The sequence below is a fragment of the Pseudomonas sp. NKUCC02_KPG genome (genome assembly GCF_019345465.1).
In the GTDB taxonomy this organism is placed as follows: Bacteria; Pseudomonadota; Gammaproteobacteria; order Pseudomonadales; family Pseudomonadaceae; genus Aquipseudomonas.
The window spans coordinates 158,047-174,223 of record NZ_JAHKRC010000002.1; the positions used below are offsets into that span (position 1 = coordinate 158,047).

General features: G+C 59.8%; 21 protein-coding genes. All 21 read left to right on the forward strand.

Annotated elements, in window-relative coordinates:
* Nucleotides 1–2: 2 nt before the first annotated feature.
* The 21 genes from KO536_RS03565 (at nucleotide 3) to KO536_RS03660 (ending at nucleotide 16,089) form a co-directional block, all read left to right on the forward strand.
* On the forward strand, nucleotides 3–323 hold the full coding sequence (locus KO536_RS03565) for a hypothetical protein (RefSeq protein WP_219261093.1): 321 nt from the start codon (nucleotides 3–5) through the stop codon (nucleotides 321–323).
* Nucleotides 320–985 carry a phage tail protein gene (locus KO536_RS03570; protein ID WP_219261094.1) on the forward strand — a complete coding sequence of 222 codons (666 nt, stop codon included), beginning with the start codon at nucleotides 320–322 and terminating at the stop codon, nucleotides 983–985. The genes KO536_RS03565 and KO536_RS03570 overlap by 4 nt, the downstream gene beginning before the upstream one ends.
* Complete coding sequence (locus tag KO536_RS03575; protein WP_219261095.1) at nucleotides 978–1,469, forward strand: hypothetical protein; 492 nt, start codon at nucleotides 978–980, stop codon at nucleotides 1,467–1,469. The genes KO536_RS03570 and KO536_RS03575 overlap by 8 nt, the downstream gene beginning before the upstream one ends.
* Nucleotides 1,466–2,065: a phage baseplate assembly protein V gene (locus KO536_RS03580; protein ID WP_219261096.1), complete on the forward strand. Its 600-nt coding sequence runs from the start codon at nucleotides 1,466–1,468 to the stop codon at nucleotides 2,063–2,065. The genes KO536_RS03575 and KO536_RS03580 overlap by 4 nt, the downstream gene beginning before the upstream one ends.
* A 55-nt stretch (nucleotides 2,066–2,120) precedes the next feature.
* Nucleotides 2,121–2,315, forward strand: a complete 195-nt coding sequence (locus KO536_RS03585) for a hypothetical protein (protein ID WP_219261097.1) — start codon at nucleotides 2,121–2,123, stop codon at nucleotides 2,313–2,315.
* A gap of 4 nt (nucleotides 2,316–2,319) precedes the next feature.
* Complete coding sequence (locus KO536_RS03590; RefSeq protein WP_016781374.1) at nucleotides 2,320–2,646, forward strand: GPW/gp25 family protein; 327 nt, start codon at nucleotides 2,320–2,322, stop codon at nucleotides 2,644–2,646.
* Nucleotides 2,643–3,533 (forward strand): baseplate J/gp47 family protein, encoded by an 891-nt coding sequence (locus KO536_RS03595; protein ID WP_219261098.1) that lies wholly within the window; start codon nucleotides 2,643–2,645, stop codon nucleotides 3,531–3,533. Before KO536_RS03590 ends, KO536_RS03595 begins: the two co-directional genes overlap by 4 nt.
* Nucleotides 3,526–4,329 (forward strand): phage tail protein I, encoded by an 804-nt coding sequence (locus KO536_RS03600; protein WP_219261099.1) that lies wholly within the window; start codon nucleotides 3,526–3,528, stop codon nucleotides 4,327–4,329. The genes KO536_RS03595 and KO536_RS03600 overlap by 8 nt, the downstream gene beginning before the upstream one ends.
* Nucleotides 4,329–6,548, forward strand: coding sequence for a phage tail protein (locus KO536_RS03605; protein WP_257622762.1), 2,220 nt, complete (start codon nucleotides 4,329–4,331; stop codon nucleotides 6,546–6,548). Before KO536_RS03600 ends, KO536_RS03605 begins: the two co-directional genes overlap by 1 nt.
* A gap of 25 nt (nucleotides 6,549–6,573) precedes the next feature.
* Entirely contained in the window at nucleotides 6,574–7,383 is an 810-nt protein-coding gene (locus tag KO536_RS03610; RefSeq protein ID WP_219261101.1) for a hypothetical protein, read from the forward strand.
* A 12-nt stretch (nucleotides 7,384–7,395) separates the two neighbouring features.
* Entirely contained in the window at nucleotides 7,396–7,896 is a 501-nt protein-coding gene (locus KO536_RS03615) for a hypothetical protein (RefSeq protein WP_219261102.1), read from the forward strand.
* Nucleotides 7,897–8,059: 163 nt separating this feature from the next.
* Nucleotides 8,060–9,223 (forward strand): phage tail sheath family protein, encoded by a 1,164-nt coding sequence (locus KO536_RS03620; RefSeq protein WP_219261103.1) that lies wholly within the window; start codon nucleotides 8,060–8,062, stop codon nucleotides 9,221–9,223.
* A gap of 11 nt (nucleotides 9,224–9,234) precedes the next feature.
* Nucleotides 9,235–9,738 carry a phage major tail tube protein gene (locus KO536_RS03625; RefSeq protein ID WP_150628529.1) on the forward strand — a complete coding sequence of 168 codons (504 nt, stop codon included), beginning with the start codon at nucleotides 9,235–9,237 and terminating at the stop codon, nucleotides 9,736–9,738.
* Nucleotides 9,739–9,750: 12 nt separating this feature from the next.
* A complete protein-coding gene (locus KO536_RS03630) occupies nucleotides 9,751–10,065 on the forward strand; it encodes a phage tail assembly protein (protein ID WP_257622763.1) in 315 nt (104 codons plus the stop codon).
* Nucleotides 10,040–10,162, forward strand: coding sequence for a hypothetical protein (locus tag KO536_RS24180; RefSeq protein ID WP_254925087.1), 123 nt, complete (start codon nucleotides 10,040–10,042; stop codon nucleotides 10,160–10,162). The genes KO536_RS03630 and KO536_RS24180 overlap by 26 nt, the downstream gene beginning before the upstream one ends.
* Nucleotides 10,163–10,197: 35 nt before the next feature.
* Nucleotides 10,198–12,831 carry a phage tail tape measure protein gene (locus KO536_RS03635; protein ID WP_219261105.1) on the forward strand — a complete coding sequence of 878 codons (2,634 nt, stop codon included), beginning with the start codon at nucleotides 10,198–10,200 and terminating at the stop codon, nucleotides 12,829–12,831.
* A 9-nt stretch (nucleotides 12,832–12,840) separates the two neighbouring features.
* Nucleotides 12,841–13,686 (forward strand): phage tail protein, encoded by an 846-nt coding sequence (locus KO536_RS03640; RefSeq protein WP_219261106.1) that lies wholly within the window; start codon nucleotides 12,841–12,843, stop codon nucleotides 13,684–13,686.
* Nucleotides 13,661–13,870, forward strand: coding sequence for a tail protein X (locus KO536_RS03645; protein ID WP_219261107.1), 210 nt, complete (start codon nucleotides 13,661–13,663; stop codon nucleotides 13,868–13,870). The genes KO536_RS03640 and KO536_RS03645 overlap by 26 nt, the downstream gene beginning before the upstream one ends.
* Nucleotides 13,871–13,937: 67 nt before the next feature.
* On the forward strand, nucleotides 13,938–14,975 hold the full coding sequence (locus KO536_RS03650) for a phage late control D family protein (RefSeq protein WP_219261108.1): 1,038 nt from the start codon (nucleotides 13,938–13,940) through the stop codon (nucleotides 14,973–14,975).
* Nucleotides 14,976–15,031: 56 nt separating this feature from the next.
* Entirely contained in the window at nucleotides 15,032–15,565 is a 534-nt protein-coding gene (locus KO536_RS03655; RefSeq protein ID WP_219261109.1) for a glycoside hydrolase family 19 protein, read from the forward strand.
* Entirely contained in the window at nucleotides 15,562–16,089 is a 528-nt protein-coding gene (locus tag KO536_RS03660) for a lysis protein (protein ID WP_374105685.1), read from the forward strand. The genes KO536_RS03655 and KO536_RS03660 overlap by 4 nt, the downstream gene beginning before the upstream one ends.
* The last annotated feature ends 88 nt before the right edge of the window (nucleotides 16,090–16,177 follow it).

Below are 16,177 nucleotides of genomic sequence, written 5' to 3' on the forward strand. Positions count from 1 at the left end.
CCGTGGGCATTCGTGATCTGGTGGCCGATATCGACAGCGTGATTTTCGATGTGCTGGGCGATAGTGCGCGTATCGAAGGTCGCGCCGAACCGGTGTTGGGGATGTTCTCGGCACCGTGGAAACAGCCGCAGATTGGTCGTCTCAACACCGGCCTTCGCGAACCGCACCTTGTGGTGCGGGTGGCGGACTCTGATGGCCTGAGCAAGGGATTGCTGGTCACCATCGATCTGCCCGATCTGGACGGTGGCGGCGATTACGACCTGCTGCAGCTGGAGCCCAGCGGTGATGGGCTGGTGTCGCTGATCTTGAGGAAACGCGCATGAGCATTGGTAGCTTCAGTGAGAATAGGGCCAGCAGTGGGATGTTCAATATTCAGGTCTCGGCCGAGGATGTGAAGGCATTTGCGGACTTGGCCACGTTGGTGCCAAAGGCTGCGGCTAACGCGCAACGCCGCGCTATCAACAAAACCCTGGGCTGGCTTGCTACACATATCGCCCGGGCCGTGGGCAAGCAGGAGCGGATCGCGGTCAAGGCGGTGCGGCAGCGTTTGCGCAGTTACCCGATCGCGGGCGGCGCGATGCGCGGCAAGCTCTGGTTCGGCATCAACCCGCTGGAAGCCAGTCGGAGTGGGCGTCCACGGCAGACCAAGGCCGGTGTGTCGGTGGGCAGTCGACGCTATCGCGGTGCCTTTTACAAAAAGGTGTACGGCAATCAGGCCGATATCTGGATTCGTACCGCCAGTAAGCATTTTGACCGAGCCGATTACCCCGACAGTGAAGTCACTTCGAGCAAGGGTGACAGCTCGGGCTGGATTGCTGAAAACACTGACCGTTATCCACTGGCCAAGGCCAAGATTTCGCTCGACTCGGTGCGACCTCACTTCGAAGCCTGGAGCCGCAAGGCCGATGAGCGCTTGCTGCAAATCCTCCGGCAGGAAATGAACTTTGAGCTACAGAAATACCTGAAGGGGACACGCCGTGTCTGAGCAGCCGTTTAGCCTCGACCTGTTGTATCAAACCATTGAACAGCATTTGCTAGAGAAGCTGTCAGGTGTCCAGTTGGTCCGCTTCTGGCCTGACATCGAGCAGCATATCCCGCTGCCGGCAGTGTTTCTCGACATCGCCGAGATTGAGCCCGGTACCGATATCGGCACAGGGGAAAGCACCCTGAACGTCACCTTTGAAGCACGAGTGATTGTCGACGTGATCCGCGATCAGCATTACCAGCAGGCCATTCATCTGGCCACGCAACTGGCGGTGTTATTGCGCACCCAGACGTGGGGCCTAGCGGTCGAGCCTGCCGAGTTCAAGCGTTCGACCCAAGACTGGACCCGTCCGGAGCTGGATGGCTATACCGTTTGGCTGGTGGAGTGGACGCAGACGATTTACCTCGGTGAAACGGAATGGCTGTGGCCCGACGAGCCGCCCGGTTCATTGGTGTTCAGTGTGGGCGATGAGGTTGATCCGTGAGCCACGCCCTGGCCGAGCACGACCGCATGATCGCCGGGGTGGTCAAGAGTTGCTATGTGGTTGCTCTGGATCTGACGGTCAGGCCACCGGTGTGCCGGGTGTCTGACGGCGAGTGGGTCAGCGCCTGGGTACGCTGGCACAGTCAGGCGGCAGGTAAGGCGCGACACTGGCGGGTACCCAGCATGGGCGAGCAGGGCGCTCTGCTTAGCCCGAGCGGCGACGTGTCACAAGGCACCTTTGTGCCGGGCTTGTTTGGTGATGCCGGCCCCGCCCCGGATAACCGTGATCACGTCGAACGCTGGTTGTTCGACGATGGCGGGTCGCTGACCTATGACTGGCAGGCCCACAGTTACAGCATTGTGCTGCCGACCGGCTCGGTGGATATCAAGGTTGGTGGTTCATCGGCGACAGTGGCGGATAGCACCATATTGGTGACGTCTGGGCATATCACTCTGGATGGTCCTTCGCTGCTCAAGGGGGATGTGCAGATTGACGGGAACGTCTTGATCAACGGCGCGTTGCACGCAACGGCTGATATCAGCACCGATGGAGCGCTGATCGATGTTGCCGGAAACTCGAACCACCACACGCATTAAGACCAACCTTCAACTAACCCGTTCTATGCGGGCTTTTTTCTGCCTGGAGAAAACGATGACGAGCAAACCCCTCTCGATCGACAAGCCTGTCAGCCCGGTCGTTTACCGTGATCGGGCCTTTATTTCTCGCACTCTGGTGATGAGCGACAGCCGCCTGCTGCAGGTCAGCAAGCACCACGTCGAGGCGCCGGACGCCGACGCGCAAGCCTTTCTCGACAAACACCCTGATTTAGAGCGTCTGCCGGAGTAGTCCCATGATCGGAATGGACCGCCGTACCGGGCTGCCTATCTCAGGCGTTAAGCACCTGAGGCAGTCCATTGAAGATATTTTGACCACGCCGTTGGGGTCCCGGCTGATGCGCCCGGAATACGGCAGCACAATCCGGCGCTTTGTCGATCTGCCCGTCAGTGAGGGCTGGAAAAGCGCTGTGCAGGCTGAGGCCGCCCGCGCCCTGAAACGCTGGGAGCCGCGTCTTGAACTGACGCAGGTTCAAGTCCTATCCGTTCTTGATGGGCGCATCACTTTTCGCCTGTCGGGTATCTACAAGGGCGATAGCCAGCTATTGGAAGTGAACGTATGAGCACCCTTGACCTGTCCCGTTTACCGGCCCCGCTTGTACTGGAACCACTGGATTTTGAGGCGCTGTATCAGGAAGCGCTGACCGACTTTCGCGCCTTGATGGGGGGCAACTGGTCGGCAGCGCTGGAGTCCGATCCGGTGGTCAAGCTGCTGGAAAAGGCCGCTTACGACAAGATGATGGGGCGGGCGCGCATCAACGATGCGGCCAAGGCGCTGCTGTTGGCCTTCGCCCGGGACAGCGATCTGGATCACCTGGCGGCCAACTACAACGTGCAACGGCTGTTGGTAGTCGCCGCTGATCCTGGTGCGGTGCCGCCGATTGAGGCGCAGTACGAGTCGGACGATTCACTGGTGGAGCGCACGCTGTTTGCGTTTGAGGGCCTATCGATTGCAGGCCCTCGGGATGCCTACGTGTTTCACGCCATGTCGGCCGATGGTCGGGTGGCGGATGCCCGAGTCGTCAGCCCAAGCCCGGCCATTGTTGAGGTCAGTATTCTTAGCCGGATTGGCGATGGCGTGGCGTCTGAGGATTTGCTTGAAGTGGTGCGGGTGGCCCTCAGTGATGAGGATGTGCGGCCGTTAGGCGACCGCGTGATCGTCCAGTCCGCCGGTCTGATCGACTACCGGATCGAGGCTGTTTTGTACCTCTACCCGGGCCCGGAGATTGAGCTGATCCTGGCTGAAGCCCGGTCGTCCCTGGATCGCTACATCAACACCCAGCGCCGCTTGGGGCGGGATATCCGTCGATCGGCTATCCATGCCGCCTTGCATGCGTCGCGGGTGCAGCACGTGGAGCTGATCCACCCGGTTGAGGATGTGGTGGTGCTGGACCATCAGGCCGCCAATTGCACGGGCTTTAGCGTAGCGTTCGGTGGCACCGATGAGTGATGCCAGCCTGTTGCCGTCGAATCGCACGACGCTGGAGCAGGCGCTGGCTCTGGTGTCGATGGAAAACCCGGATTTGCCGAACGTCCTTCGCCGCATGAACTCACCGGACACCTGTCCTGTGGAGTTGCTGCCCTGGCTGGCCATTCAACGCAGTGTCGATCGCTGGGACCCTGACTGGTCGGAAGCGATCAAGCGCAAGGTGATTAAAGACTCTTTCAAGATCCACAAGCGTAAGGGCACCGTGGGCGCGTTGAAGCGGGTGGCCGAGTCCCTGGGCTACGTCATTGACGTGGAAGAGTGGTGGCAGACCCTACCTGAACGCGAGCCGGGCACCTATGCGCTGAAGGTCGAGGTTCGGGATAGCGGCTTCACCGAGAAAGTGTGCCAGGAGCTGATCCGGCTTATTGAGGACACCAAGCCGGTCAGTCGGCACATGAATCTCCTGCGCATCAGCCTGGAAACAACCAGCACCCTGCGGTTCGGTGCCTGTGTTGTAGAGGGTGAAGTCACCACGATTTACCCGTTACAAGTCACGTTGATGGACCTCACCTGCGCAGTTCGAGAGGCGGCGAACATTGCCATGACCGCCGAAGACACCACGCTTTACCCGCTTCAACCCACATTGCTGGAACAACACGCCTACCCCGCCAAAGAGGCGGCTGGCAGTGCTTACAGCGAGCAAACCACAATCCACCCCTTGCAGGTCACTGAGCTGGAGCAACAGGCCGAACCGGCCTGCCAGTCCATCACCGCAGACGCGGGGGAGTTAACCACTATTTACCCGTTGGAGGCGTGATGGCAGCGCAAGAGTTCTACACGATTTTGACCAAGGCCGGCATGCAATATGAAGCCGCCTGCAAGGCCTCAGGCAAGCCGATCAAACTGGTAAAAATGAGCGTGGGTGACGGCAATGGAGCCACCTACAACCCAGTCGATACGCAAGTTGCCTTGAGGCGAACGGTCTGGGAAGGCAACTTCAGCAACCTGTATCAAGACAAAACGAACACGGCCTGGCTGGTGGTCGAAGCGATTATCCCCCAAAGCGTGGGAGGGTTCTGGATTCGTGAGGTTGCTGTCTGGACAGACACGGGTGTGCTGTACGCCATCGGCAAATACCCTGAATCGTTCAAGCCGCTGATTGCCTCCGGTGCTGGGCGCGAAGTCAACATTCGCACGATTTTCACCACCAGTAATGCCGACAACGTGACGCTGGTGCTCGACGGATCGGTCATTCAGGCAACCCGGGCCTGGGTGAAGGATTTTGTTGAGGTCGAGCTGACCAAGATCAAGGGTGATCTGTCGGGGGAGCACCCCGAGGGGGAGTCGTATAACTTCCCGCTGACCAACTTCATCGAAACCGACTGGATGCTGGAGTCGAGCCAAGCGGAATGCTTCGCTGAAATTTTTCGTCACATGGGCCAGTCGGGGGTGCTTGGCAGCCGGCAGTATGGTCGCGGCGGCACCGAGGCTTTTAACCGGACGTTCGATAACGCCTATGCGGCGATCAACCTGCATAACCATCCGAACCTGCTGGCGACGGCGGGCCTGGGTGAAATTGCGGTGCTGATGAATGGCCAGTACCTGCGCACGCGGCACAATGATTATCGCCTGCGCCAGGCTGTACAGGGCGCGTACTTGGCCATGGCGGATGTACCTCCGCCGGCAACTCCTGCGAGCGTCAATGCACCCCCTGCAGTGGCGGACAAGGTCGCGGAAATGCGCAAGTATTTCGAGGCGTTCGCTGCGAGAGACATCAGCATTCGCGATTACCGTCCGCACTTTCGCTGGACGCTCTCAGTGCTGGAAATCTGGCCGGAGCTGTTAACCGGGGATGTCACCGACACATTCGACTCTTTCCGCCACCATGAAGAGGTGTCCGATTATCTGCAGTTGCTAAATCGGACGCTGATGCTCAATTCTGCCGGTCACAGCATGACGGGCGAGAACGGGAGCTATATACCTGGCTCGGTCCGGAAGATCAGCGCAAAAGGTCAGCCGCAGTTTGTGGCGTGGCGCTATCGGATTACCGCGAATGATGTCGGTTCGATTGGCGATTATCCGGTTGAAAAATTGCTGACCCCGTTGGATCTGCCGATTCAGCGTTGGAACTTCAACTGGAACGCCCAGCAGTTGGCAAACACGCGAAGTGCGCGCTGGAGGGTTAACCGCGATCTGTCGGAGGACCCGCACTGGGGCGGTTATACGGACTCGGCGACGATCGATCTGCTGGATGAGCTAATGGCGAAGGTGCCGGGGCTCAATGGCGTAGGCACCAACATCGCCGAGAAATACACCGATGCCGGCGTGCAAACGCAAATGGCGGAGTGGGGCAAGCCTGGCGTTCTGCTCAATGCCGCCAACTACAACCGCCGTTATGGCAGCTCGACCAATGCCAGTGGTCGCTCCAAGGTCATCCGTGGCTACAACGACCCTATGCTGTTTGTGGCAGCCAATACCCGGCCTGAGGTCGCGGCGTTTACCGATGGGGCAGAAAGTTACCGTCGCAGCTATGCCATTCCCCTGGAGTTGATTCTGCGCACGCCGCTGGAGAGCTGGAACCCCTACGGCATTAAGACCGTGGTGGGTGGTACGGGCGATGGTTTGAGCGCCGCAACGGCTTATAACGGCCGCAATGACTCGTCTCGTCACTACCTGACGCCCGCGGAATTGTTCGCGGGGGCTGTGGCTGATCCTGATCCTGCGGATACCGGTGCAACGCCGCGGTGGATGTTGGATGGTGGCGGTGTGGCGCGTTCTGTCAGGGCATCGGGCCTGTACTCGGTTTTGCCCGCCATTGAGGGCGCTGGCTCGCTTCGCCTGCGTTTTCCGATTTATCCGATGTATCACGAAGGTAGTTGGGCAGCGGCGCAAATAGAAGCGGTGGCGGCGGACTATGGCGTCAATTTGCTGCAAACCCAGCGAGCCCTTCTTAATGAAAAGGATCGCTCTGAAAGTATTGAGCGTCGTTTACAAGTTATTGAAGGGCGGCTTGGTCAACAAGACCTTAAAAAATAAACAGGGTTGTTAGGAGAGTTATCAGATGGGTATGTCGCAACTTATTAACGAAGCCTCTGGCTTGTTGGCATCCTTCACTGCGGAGAAAAATAAAGTTACTGCTGCGGTGGCGGCGGCTTTGTCAGCGATTTCGATGAGTCGATATTATTATGTCGATGCTGTACTGGGTAACGATGATAATTCAGGCACTTCTGCTGCGCCTTTTAAAACTATCAAAAAGGCTGTTGATACTATTCCTGTAGGGGGTAGCGGAAGTGTTGAGTTGATTCCGGATCAGGCACATATTATTCCTTATGGGAAAAATATCGAGCTGATCAATAAGCGTGTAGCAATTGTTGGGAAAGTAGACAAGGCCAAGCCGTCAATTACCAATGAATCGGTTTATGTGCCGGCGACCAATGGGGTTGCTAGTTCTGGGTTCGTGCTGAGAAACTCTATTTTGCTGTTCTCGTACATAAAGCTAAAAACGTCTGATCGCCCGGAGGGGTATCCTGACGTTCAGTCAAATGGCTCTGGAATCATCGTCCGTCAAGACCTGACTAGTGGTTATGTGGCGGTATTTGTCTGCGATGTGGAACTTGGTCAGACGTCATTTCTACGTCTTCCAAATGGCGGTTCTGATATTAACTTTTCGGCCTATAGTGTCGTAATCAGCACGCCTGGTACAGGTAAGTTAGTTGACCTCGATAGTGGAGTGCCGATCAAGGCGTCCTTTGCTACGATGACCTTGCCTGCGGGCGTAAAGTTGGGTGATTTGATCGGTAATATCGTTCGTGACATTAACGGTAATCCAATCAATATTTTGTGCAACGTGCCGCTGCCAGCGACGGTTTAAGGAGAGAAAGTTATGGGAGAGATTATTCGAGAATTATCGGGCGATGTGCTTTTGAGCTTTGAATACAACGGCGCTTCTTACGAGGCCTGGCCGTTGGCTAAGGCTGTCGAAATGGGCGTGCCTGCCATGGTTCTGGCCGGTGCTCTCAAGCCTGGCGCGTTGGTGGCCATTGATGCGGCGGCGAGTACAGCGCGCGGCCGCTACCTGACTTCGGGTATCGGCCAAGACTCGACGTATTTGGCGAAGGCCAGCGAGGCCGAGGCTTTCTTGCAGGCCGGCAGCCCGGCTGATGCTTCCGCTTATTTTCTGCTGAAGCCTGAGGCCGAAGCCCGTGGCATCACGGTCTCCGCTCTGGCGTCGGAAGTCATCGCGGCCAGGGATGCGTGGCATCAGGTAGCAGGGGAAATCGAAGGCGTCCGCATCAGTGGTAAAGCCCTGGTAACCAACGCCGGGACAGCGGACGAAGTGCAGGCTGCAAGCGCTCAGGTGATCGAGCGTCTCGCTGCCCTATAGCCACTGCACTGTTGAGCACACAAAGTCGCGAAAGCGGTTTTTTTTGTGCCGGGATAAAAATCTGACCCGCAAAAACTCCACCGTGGTTATCCCTTAAGCCCCCGTTTTACTGCTTTACCGCAACCGCCTATAGGGCGGTTTTTTCGTTTCTATGGAGAAAACCATGAGTTCTACCGACTTCTTTCACGGCATTACCGTGGCCCTGGTCGAGACCGGCGCCCGTGTCATCGCGCTGCCTTCGTCCTCGATCATCGGCCTGGTCGATACCTTCGCCCCGGGGCTGGGTCTGGTGGAGTCCAACGTACCCACTTTGCTGACCCGTGAGAGCGAAGCGGTGGCTGCGTTCGGCGCTGACTCGTCCATCACCCGGGCCTGTAAGGCTATTTTCAATCAGTCGGCAGCGGCGATTGTGGCTGTAGGCGTGCCGATCGGCACCGAGGCCGCAGCACTCACCAGCTCGATCATTGGCGGTGTGGCGGCGGACGGCAAGCGCACCGGCATGCAGGCGTTGCTCGATGGCAAAAGCCTGTTCAACCTGCAGCCGCGGTTGGTCATTGCACCCAAGCACAGCGCCACGGAAGCGGTGGCCACCGCGATGGATGTACTGGCCGGCAAGCTAAAGGCCATCGGCATCATCGACGGTCCAAACACCACCGACGAGGCCGCGATCGCCTACGCCGAAAACTTCGGCTCTAAGCGCCTGTTTATGGTTGATCCGGCGGTCAAACAGTGGAGCACCACCCTCAACGGTGACGTATCGGTGCCAGGTTCGGCTATCGCTGCAGGCCTGTTCGCGCAAACGGATTCGCGCTTTGGTTTCTGGTCGTCACCATCGAACAAGGAAATTGCTGGCATCACCGGCACGGTGCGCCCAGTCGAGTACCTGGACGGCGACAAGACCTGCCGCGCCAACCTGCTCAACGGCGCCAATATCACCACCATCATCCGTGACGGGGGCTATCGCCTGTGGGGCAACCGCACCCTGTCGAGTGATGCCAAGTGGGCTTTTGTCACCCGCGTGCGCACCACCGACATGGTGATGGATGCCATTCAGGCGGGCATGAAATGGGCGGTCGACCGGGGTATCACCAAGACGTACGTCAAGGATGTGACCGAGACGATCAATGCCTTTATGCGTGACCTGAAAGCCCAGGGCGCGGTGATCAATTTTGAGGTCTACCCCGACCTTGAAAAGACCACTGCCACGCAGATCGAGCAGGGCAAGGTGTACTGGACCATTCGCTTTACCGATGTGCCGCCGGCGGAAAACCCGATTTTCCAAATCGAGGTCACGAACCAGTGGCTGACTGAAGTTCTGGAAGCCTAAGGAGGCGTTCAATGATTCCGCAAACCCTGTTTAACACCAACATGTTTATCGCTGGCCAAAGCCTGCAGGGCGATGTGCCGAGCCTGAGCTTGCCCAAGGTTACGGTGAAAACCGAGGAATATCGCGGCGGCGGTATGGACGCGCCGGTGGCGATGGACATGGGCCTGGAAAAACTGGAATCCAGCTTTGCCACCAACGGTATTCGCCGCGAGGTACTGAAGTACTTCGGTGCCTTTGACCAGACGGGTTTCGATGCCTCGTTTCGCGGTGCCTTCAAGGGCCAGAAAGGCGCAGTCACCGCCGTGGTCGCCACCTTGCGTGGTGGTCTGCGTGAAGTCGACCCGGGCGAGTGGTCGGCCGGGTCCAAGGCCGAGTTCAAGTACGCCGTGGACGTCACTTACTACAAGCTCGAAATCGACGGGCGCGTGATGTTTGAAATCGATCCGATCAACTGCGTGCGCGTCATTGATGGCGTGGACCAACTGGCTGACGTGCGTAACGCCCTGGGCCTCTAAGGAAATATGACAATGACTGTTAAAACTCTACCGAGCTGGCTGGAACTGACGGCTGAAGGTGCCACCATCACCTTGCGCAAACCGACCGAGATCAACCAGATCCAAGTCGATCGGATCAGCCTGCGTGCCCCAACGGTCAAGGATGTACAGCAAGCCACCGTCCAGTCCGGCGGTGATGCGGAGAAGCGCGAACTGATCTTGTTTGCCTCCCTGACCGGATCGGGCGACAAGGACATTAGCGCCATGACCATCGTCGACTACAACCGTCTGCAGGCCGGTTATTTTCGCCTGGTCGAAGATGATGAACCTTACGCCTACCACGATTAAAGCGGCGGCCAAGTACCTGGCCCGGGAGTTTCACTTCTCGGCCAGTGAGATCGAGGCCATGCCGTTTAACCGCATGCTGTGGTGGCTCACGGATTGAGCTGCCTCCTCCGTTACACGTAACAGGGCACTTCTATGGCAAACAACATGGCGCTCGGCCTGGTGATCGGCGGAGCGGTGAGCTCGACCGTGGGCGCTGCTTTTAAAGACGTTGAAAGCCGCGTCAAAAAGCTCACTGAGCAGGGCAAAAAAGCCCGGGTTCTGCAGAGCACGATCGGCGAAACCATGCGCCTGCGCGATGAGTGGAAAAAGGCCCACGCTGAAGGCGAGAAGGGCGCGCAAGCACTCAAAAACCGACTGGAGCGGAACCTGGGGGTGCTGCGCAAGGAAGGCGTGGAAGTCGGCCGGTTGTCTCGGGAGTACGAGCGTCTTGGCCGCGCCGGCCGTAGCGCTGAGCTGAAGGCCAAAGGCTTTGGCCAGATCGATCAGGGCAAGCAGCAGGTGCGCGCTGGTGTGGCGCAGGGGGTCGTGGCCACCGGCATGGTGGCCGTCACGGCCAAGGTCAGCGCCGATTATCAGGCGATTATCCGGGATATTGCGATCAAGGCCGGCGTGGCCCGATCGGCGCAAGAGGCCGACATGTCGCGCAGCATCATTGCGACGTCGAACGATATCGGCATGGGCCGCAACGAAGTGGCCGATGTGGTTAACCAGTTGGTCGGCGCGGGGATGGATCTTAAGCAGGCGATGGAGTTTGCGCCGGTGGCGGCCAAGTTCGTCGTTGGGCAGGGCTCGTCTGGTGTCGACACTGCCAAGATGATCCAAGCACTGCAGAGTAACGCCAATATCACCGACCCCAAGGCGCTGGAAAAGGCGTTGGAGGCGGTAGCATTCCAAGGGCAGGCGGGCAGCTTTGAAGCCAGCGACATGGCGCGCTGGTTCCCGCAACTGCTCGCAAGTATGCAGAAACAGGGCATTACTGGCATGGATGCAGTGACGCAGCTGGGCGCGATGCTCCAGGTGCAGATGAAAACTGCCGGCACCTCCGACGAGGCGGCCAACAACCTGAAAAACTGGATGGAGAAAATTGGTTCCGGCGAAGTAGTGGATGCCTACAAGAAGGCCGGCATTGATTATCAGGGCTCGCTAAACACCGGTATTCAGGGAGGCATGTCCACGCTGGAGGCCAGTTTTGGGTTGGCCAAGCGGTACATCGAGGCCACCGACCCGAAGAAAGCGGCCAAGATGGCCGAGGCCACGGCCCAGATCAGTAAAGAGGCGAACCCGGAAAAAGCCAAGGCCATGCTCAGCAGTCTGGAGCAGGCCCTGCGCACTGGCGATATCTTTGCCGACATGCAGGTCAAGTCGGCGCTGACCGCCTATGTGCAGAACAAAGCGCTGTACGAGCAGCTTAAAAATGAGGCGGCAGGCGCCTCGGGCATCCTCGACAAAAACCTGTCGGAGCGGCGCGACACCTCATCGCAAAAATGGGCCGAGACGATTCAGGCGGGCAACGATGCCATGCGCAGCGTGGGCGATGCCATTCGGCCCGTTACGGATGCGGTCGCCACTGGGCTGACCACAGTGGTCAAGGGCATCACCAAGCTGTCGGACGAGTCGCCCAAGCTGGTGATGGGGCTGACGGCTTTGGCCACCGGTGCCAGCGTCGTGACCAGTCTGCTGGGCGCGCTCAAGATTGGCCGGGGGCTGGTCAATCTGGCCCGGGGCGGATTGGGCGGCGGGGGCGGTGCAGGCCGCGCCGGTGTGCAGTCGGTTTTTGTGACCAACGCCAAGGATGCTCTGGGCGGCGGTGACGATGACGGGGACGGCAAGGGGGACGCGGTCAAGTCGCTGGTCTCGGCAGGCCTCAACGCGCTGATGGGCCGCAAGGATGACGGGGGAGAGGGTGAAGGCGCTGCAGATACCAAGCTGGACCCGGTAGAAACAGGCTTGAAGCTGCTTGATGTGATCCGGGAGGCCAAGGGCGGGGGCGACGAGGGCGGTCCAGAGCACACGCAAAAGGTCTTTGTGGTCAACGCCCGGGAAATTGGCGGCGGTGGCCCGGGTGGTGGCGGTCGTGGTGGTCGCAGATCGCGGCGCCGGGGTCCGCCCCGTCCGCCGGTTCCGCCACCCTCGCCGGTTCCGCCGCGCTTTGGTACGCGCCTGATCGGTGCGGTAGACAGGGTGGGTAAAGCCTTACCGGCCGGTTCGGTGTTAGAGGCCGGCATCAAGGCCTTTGACACCTACACCACGGCCAAGACCGCCGAAGAAAAGGCCGAGGGCTACGGTGGTGCTGCAGGCGGCTTGGCGGGCTCGGTGGCCGGTGCTGCAGCCGGCGCCGCGATCGGCTCGGTGGTGCCGATCATTGGCACGGCAGTGGGTGGTCTGGTCGGCGCGTTTCTGGGGGGCATGGGTGGCGAGACCGTGGGCGGTATGTTCGGCAAAACGTCGTTTGCCAAATCGCTGTTTGGCAACGATGCAGAGCCGGGTGATGTAGTGCGCTCGATGAGCGCGAAGGCGGGCAGCTCGCAAGCCCCGTCGCCGCTGATGCTCAAGTCGGAGGCCAAGCCGGCGCCGATTGATCAAACGTTCACCTTTGCCCCGCATATGCCCATCACCATTGAGGGGGATGTGAAAGACCCCGACGAGCTGATGCGCAAGCTGCAACCCATGATGCAGGGCCAGTTGAATGACTTCGCCCGGCAGATGGAAGACAACGCCCGCCGGGCCAATGACCGCAAGTTATACGACGCCCCACACACCGGGTAAGGAGGTGATATGCCCTATATGGAGCAGATGCAAAGCACGGTCAGTTACTTGGCCACAGCCGGGGAGGCAGGGCGGCGCAACCTTGACGGCATGATGGGGCCGGTCAACGGCGCAATCAGTGAAATGACCGGCGCGGCCTCCGAGCTGGAGACCCTGCCGGTCATTGGGCCGATGGTCGGAGAAAAGCTGCAGCGGGTCATGCGCGGTATCAGCGCCGCACAGGCCAAGGTGGGCGCGGTGGTCGCGGTCTACAACCAAGCCGCCCGTGCCGCCTCGCAGATCGAGCAGCGGCTGGAGGTGCTGGGCGAGCAGACCACCCGGGCCAAGAACGCGATCAACCAGATTGCCGGCAAGATCAATCCCGCACTGGGCAACATCCTGCCGACCAGCATTTTTGCGACTGATACCACGCCGGCGGTGGAAGCGGTGAAGCCGTTCCCTCACTTGCTGATCCTGCAGCCGCACAAGCACGAAGCGCCGCCGTACTACTTCAACCTGGACACGGCGGCCTTTGAAGAACTGAACCGCCAGAGCGGCTTTCGCTGGGCCTCGCAAGAGCGCCTGATGCGTCGGCCGGCACAGCAGGCGGTGGGCATGGGTGACGACAAAATCACCCTCAAAGGTTCGATCTTTCCCGGGCACCGGGGCGGCCTCAAGCAACTGGACACCCTGCGCAGCATCGGCGGGATGTTGGTGCCGCTGGGCCTGACCACGGGCTATGGCTACGTCCTGGGAGATTGGTGCCTGACCTCGATCACCGAGGATCAGAGCGCGTTCCTGCAGGGCGGAATCCCCCGCAAGCAGGGCTTTAGTCTGGAGTTTGTCCGTTATGGCGAAGACCTGCAGAACGCTTGAAGGCGACAAGCTCTACACCATCTGCCACAACGCCTATGGCCACCTCAACGGCAGCCTGGAGGCGGTGCTGGAGGCCAACCCCGGGCTGGCCGTCGAGCCTGAGCCGTATCGCGGCGGTGTGCTGATCGTGCTGCCGGACTTGGCGCTGACCACCGATGAGCAGGCCGTACAGCTCTGGAGCTGATCGTTACGCGTAACGCGCCTTAAAACCTAAGCCTCGCCATGTGCGGGGCTTTTTGTTGGAGTTAGATATGACGCCCGTTTTCCGCGTCGTTGCCGATGGCAGCGATATCACCCGCATGATCAACGACCGGCTGTTGCTGCTGCGCACCTCGGACAAGCCCGGGATGGAGTCTGACGAGTTTGAGTTGCGCATTGACGACCGCGACAGCGCCGTGACGTTGCCGTCTCGCGGTGCCAGCATCGAAATCTATCTGGGCTATGCCGGGTCGACCTTGTCCCGGGAGGGCCGCTATGTGGTCGATGAGGTCGAAGTCTCCGGCCCGCCGGACACGCTGGTGATACGCGGCAAGGCCAGCGACATGCGCGGCAGTGGCAAGACCACCCGTAGCGGTAGCTGGGAGGGCGACACCCTGGCCACCATCGTCAGCGCCGTGGCGCGGCGTAACGGCTGGGAGCCGGCCTGCACGGTGGCCACGATCGTGCCCCGGGCTGACCAGTTGGGGGAATCTGACTTTAACTTTATTACCCGCTTGGCCCGGCTGCATGACTGCACGGCCAAGGTCGCTGACGGCAAGTTGATCGTTATGCCGCGTCAGGGCGGTGTCACGGCCAGCGGCAAAACGCTGGGCGTCGTGACCATCAACAAAACGGACGTCAGCCGCTACAGCTTTCGGCTGGGCGATCGCTCGACCCACAAGGCTGTGAGCACCAAGTATCAGGACAAAGCCACCGGCAAACTGGCGGTGGTCAATCTGAACAACGACGACGCCCCGGACGGACTGCCGCCGGTGCATACCGATCGGCATATCCACCCGAACAAGACCGCCGCCGAACAGGCCGCCAAGGCGCGCTTGGCCGCATTCAATCGCTCGACTGCAGGTGTGCGGCTGGAAATGCCCGGGCGTTCTGATCTGTTCGCAGAGCGGATGATCAACGCACAGGGGTTCAAGAACGGGCTCGATGGCGAGTATCTGGTGGACTCCCGGGAGCAGGTATTCACCCAGTCTGGCTGGTCGACGACGATCGAGTGCAATGCCGGCAAGAAGGGTAAGGCCAAGGTCAAAGGCAAAAAGCCTGAGAAGACCCTAAAAATCGTTCAACTATAACCCGAAAATCCCCACCCCCGGCCCGCCTTGTGCGGGCTTTTTCGTAAGGGCAACTTATGTCGATTACCCAGCAACAACTCCTGCAGATTCTCCCCAACGCCGGCCCAGTTGCCGGCGTTTTTGTGCCGGTGCTCAACGCCGCGATGGTGCGTTACCAGATCATTGGCCCGAAGCGCGTAGCTGCGTTTATCGCCCAGATTGGCCACGAGTCTGGCCAGCTCAAATACGTCAAGGAAATCTGGGGCCCAACGGCCGCCCAAGCTCGATACGAAGGCCGCAAAGACCTGGGCAACACCGTGGCTGGCGACGGCTCGAAGTACCGGGGGCGTGGCTTGATCCAGGTCACCGGCCGGGCCAACTACATGGCGTGCGGTGAAGGGCTGGGCCTTGACCTGATCAAGCAGCCCGAGCTGCTGGAGAAACCACAGCACGCCTGCATGTCAGCGGCATGGTTCTGGGCGACCAAGGGCCTGAGCGCACTGGCCGACGCGGGCCAGTTCGACAAGATCACCCAGCGCATCAACGGTGGCCAGAACGGCGCGGCCGATCGACAGGCGCTGTACGCCCGGGCGCTTAAGGTGTTGGCGTGAAGGTCGATGCGGTGAAGCGGGGTGGGGTGCTGCTGATCATCCTGGCCCTGATGGCGGGCAGTGCGTGGGCTGCATGGGAGTGGCAGGCCAACGCTTACGGCCGGCAACTGGCCGCCAAGGAGGCAACACATCAAACCGCGCTCACCCATCTGGCCAATGCCAACTCCGCGCAAATCCTGGCGGAGCAGGGCAAGCGCCTCGCCCTGGAGCAGTGGTTGGCAGCCAGCGACCAAGCCCATTACCGAGCCCTGACCGATGAAAAAACAAAACAAGCACGCCTGCGTGATCGCCTTGCTACTGCTGACCTGCGGCTGTCAGTCCAACTCGACGCCACCACCGCAATTGGTTGTGACGGAATGCAAGCCACCACCAGCACCGGCGGCATGGTTTATGGCGCCTATAGAGCCCAACTTGACCCAGCGCATGCTCAACGAATTATCGGAATCACCGGCGACGGCGATCAAGGACTGATCGCGCTGCAGGCCTGTCAGGCCTACGCCAAAGAAGTCTCAGACACGAAATAAAAAGAGCGGCCGAAGCTGGATGCGTCAACATCCAGTCCGGCCACCAAACCCGCAGATTAGCCCTGCAAGCCCAGTCAAGGCTCCTGCT

Excerpts from the sequence above, each read along its gene's own strand:
- KO536_RS03570 (WP_219261094.1), top strand. The coding sequence starts at position 320 with ATGAGCATTGGTAGCTTCAGTGAGAATAGGGCCAGCAGTGGGATGTTC.
- KO536_RS03585 (WP_219261097.1), top strand. The coding sequence starts at position 2,121 with ATGACGAGCAAACCCCTCTCGATCGACAAGCCTGTCAGCCCGGTCGTT.
- KO536_RS03590 (WP_016781374.1), top strand. The coding sequence starts at position 2,320 with ATGATCGGAATGGACCGCCGTACCGGGCTGCCTATCTCAGGCGTTAAG.
- KO536_RS03595 (WP_219261098.1), top strand. The coding sequence starts at position 2,643 with ATGAGCACCCTTGACCTGTCCCGTTTACCGGCCCCGCTTGTACTGGAA.
- KO536_RS03600 (WP_219261099.1), top strand. The coding sequence starts at position 3,526 with ATGAGTGATGCCAGCCTGTTGCCGTCGAATCGCACGACGCTGGAGCAG.
- KO536_RS03605 (WP_257622762.1), top strand. The coding sequence starts at position 4,329 with ATGGCAGCGCAAGAGTTCTACACGATTTTGACCAAGGCCGGCATGCAA.
- KO536_RS03610 (WP_219261101.1), top strand. The coding sequence starts at position 6,574 with ATGGGTATGTCGCAACTTATTAACGAAGCCTCTGGCTTGTTGGCATCC.
- KO536_RS03615 (WP_219261102.1), top strand. The coding sequence starts at position 7,396 with ATGGGAGAGATTATTCGAGAATTATCGGGCGATGTGCTTTTGAGCTTT.
- KO536_RS03620 (WP_219261103.1), top strand. The coding sequence starts at position 8,060 with ATGAGTTCTACCGACTTCTTTCACGGCATTACCGTGGCCCTGGTCGAG.
- KO536_RS03625 (WP_150628529.1), top strand. The coding sequence starts at position 9,235 with ATGATTCCGCAAACCCTGTTTAACACCAACATGTTTATCGCTGGCCAA.
- KO536_RS03630 (WP_257622763.1), top strand. The coding sequence starts at position 9,751 with ATGACTGTTAAAACTCTACCGAGCTGGCTGGAACTGACGGCTGAAGGT.
- KO536_RS24180 (WP_254925087.1), top strand. The coding sequence starts at position 10,040 with ATGAACCTTACGCCTACCACGATTAAAGCGGCGGCCAAGTACCTGGCC.
- KO536_RS03635 (WP_219261105.1), top strand. The coding sequence starts at position 10,198 with ATGGCAAACAACATGGCGCTCGGCCTGGTGATCGGCGGAGCGGTGAGC.
- KO536_RS03640 (WP_219261106.1), top strand. The coding sequence starts at position 12,841 with ATGCCCTATATGGAGCAGATGCAAAGCACGGTCAGTTACTTGGCCACA.
- KO536_RS03645 (WP_219261107.1), top strand. The coding sequence starts at position 13,661 with ATGGCGAAGACCTGCAGAACGCTTGAAGGCGACAAGCTCTACACCATC.
- KO536_RS03650 (WP_219261108.1), top strand. The coding sequence starts at position 13,938 with ATGACGCCCGTTTTCCGCGTCGTTGCCGATGGCAGCGATATCACCCGC.
- KO536_RS03655 (WP_219261109.1), top strand. The coding sequence starts at position 15,032 with ATGTCGATTACCCAGCAACAACTCCTGCAGATTCTCCCCAACGCCGGC.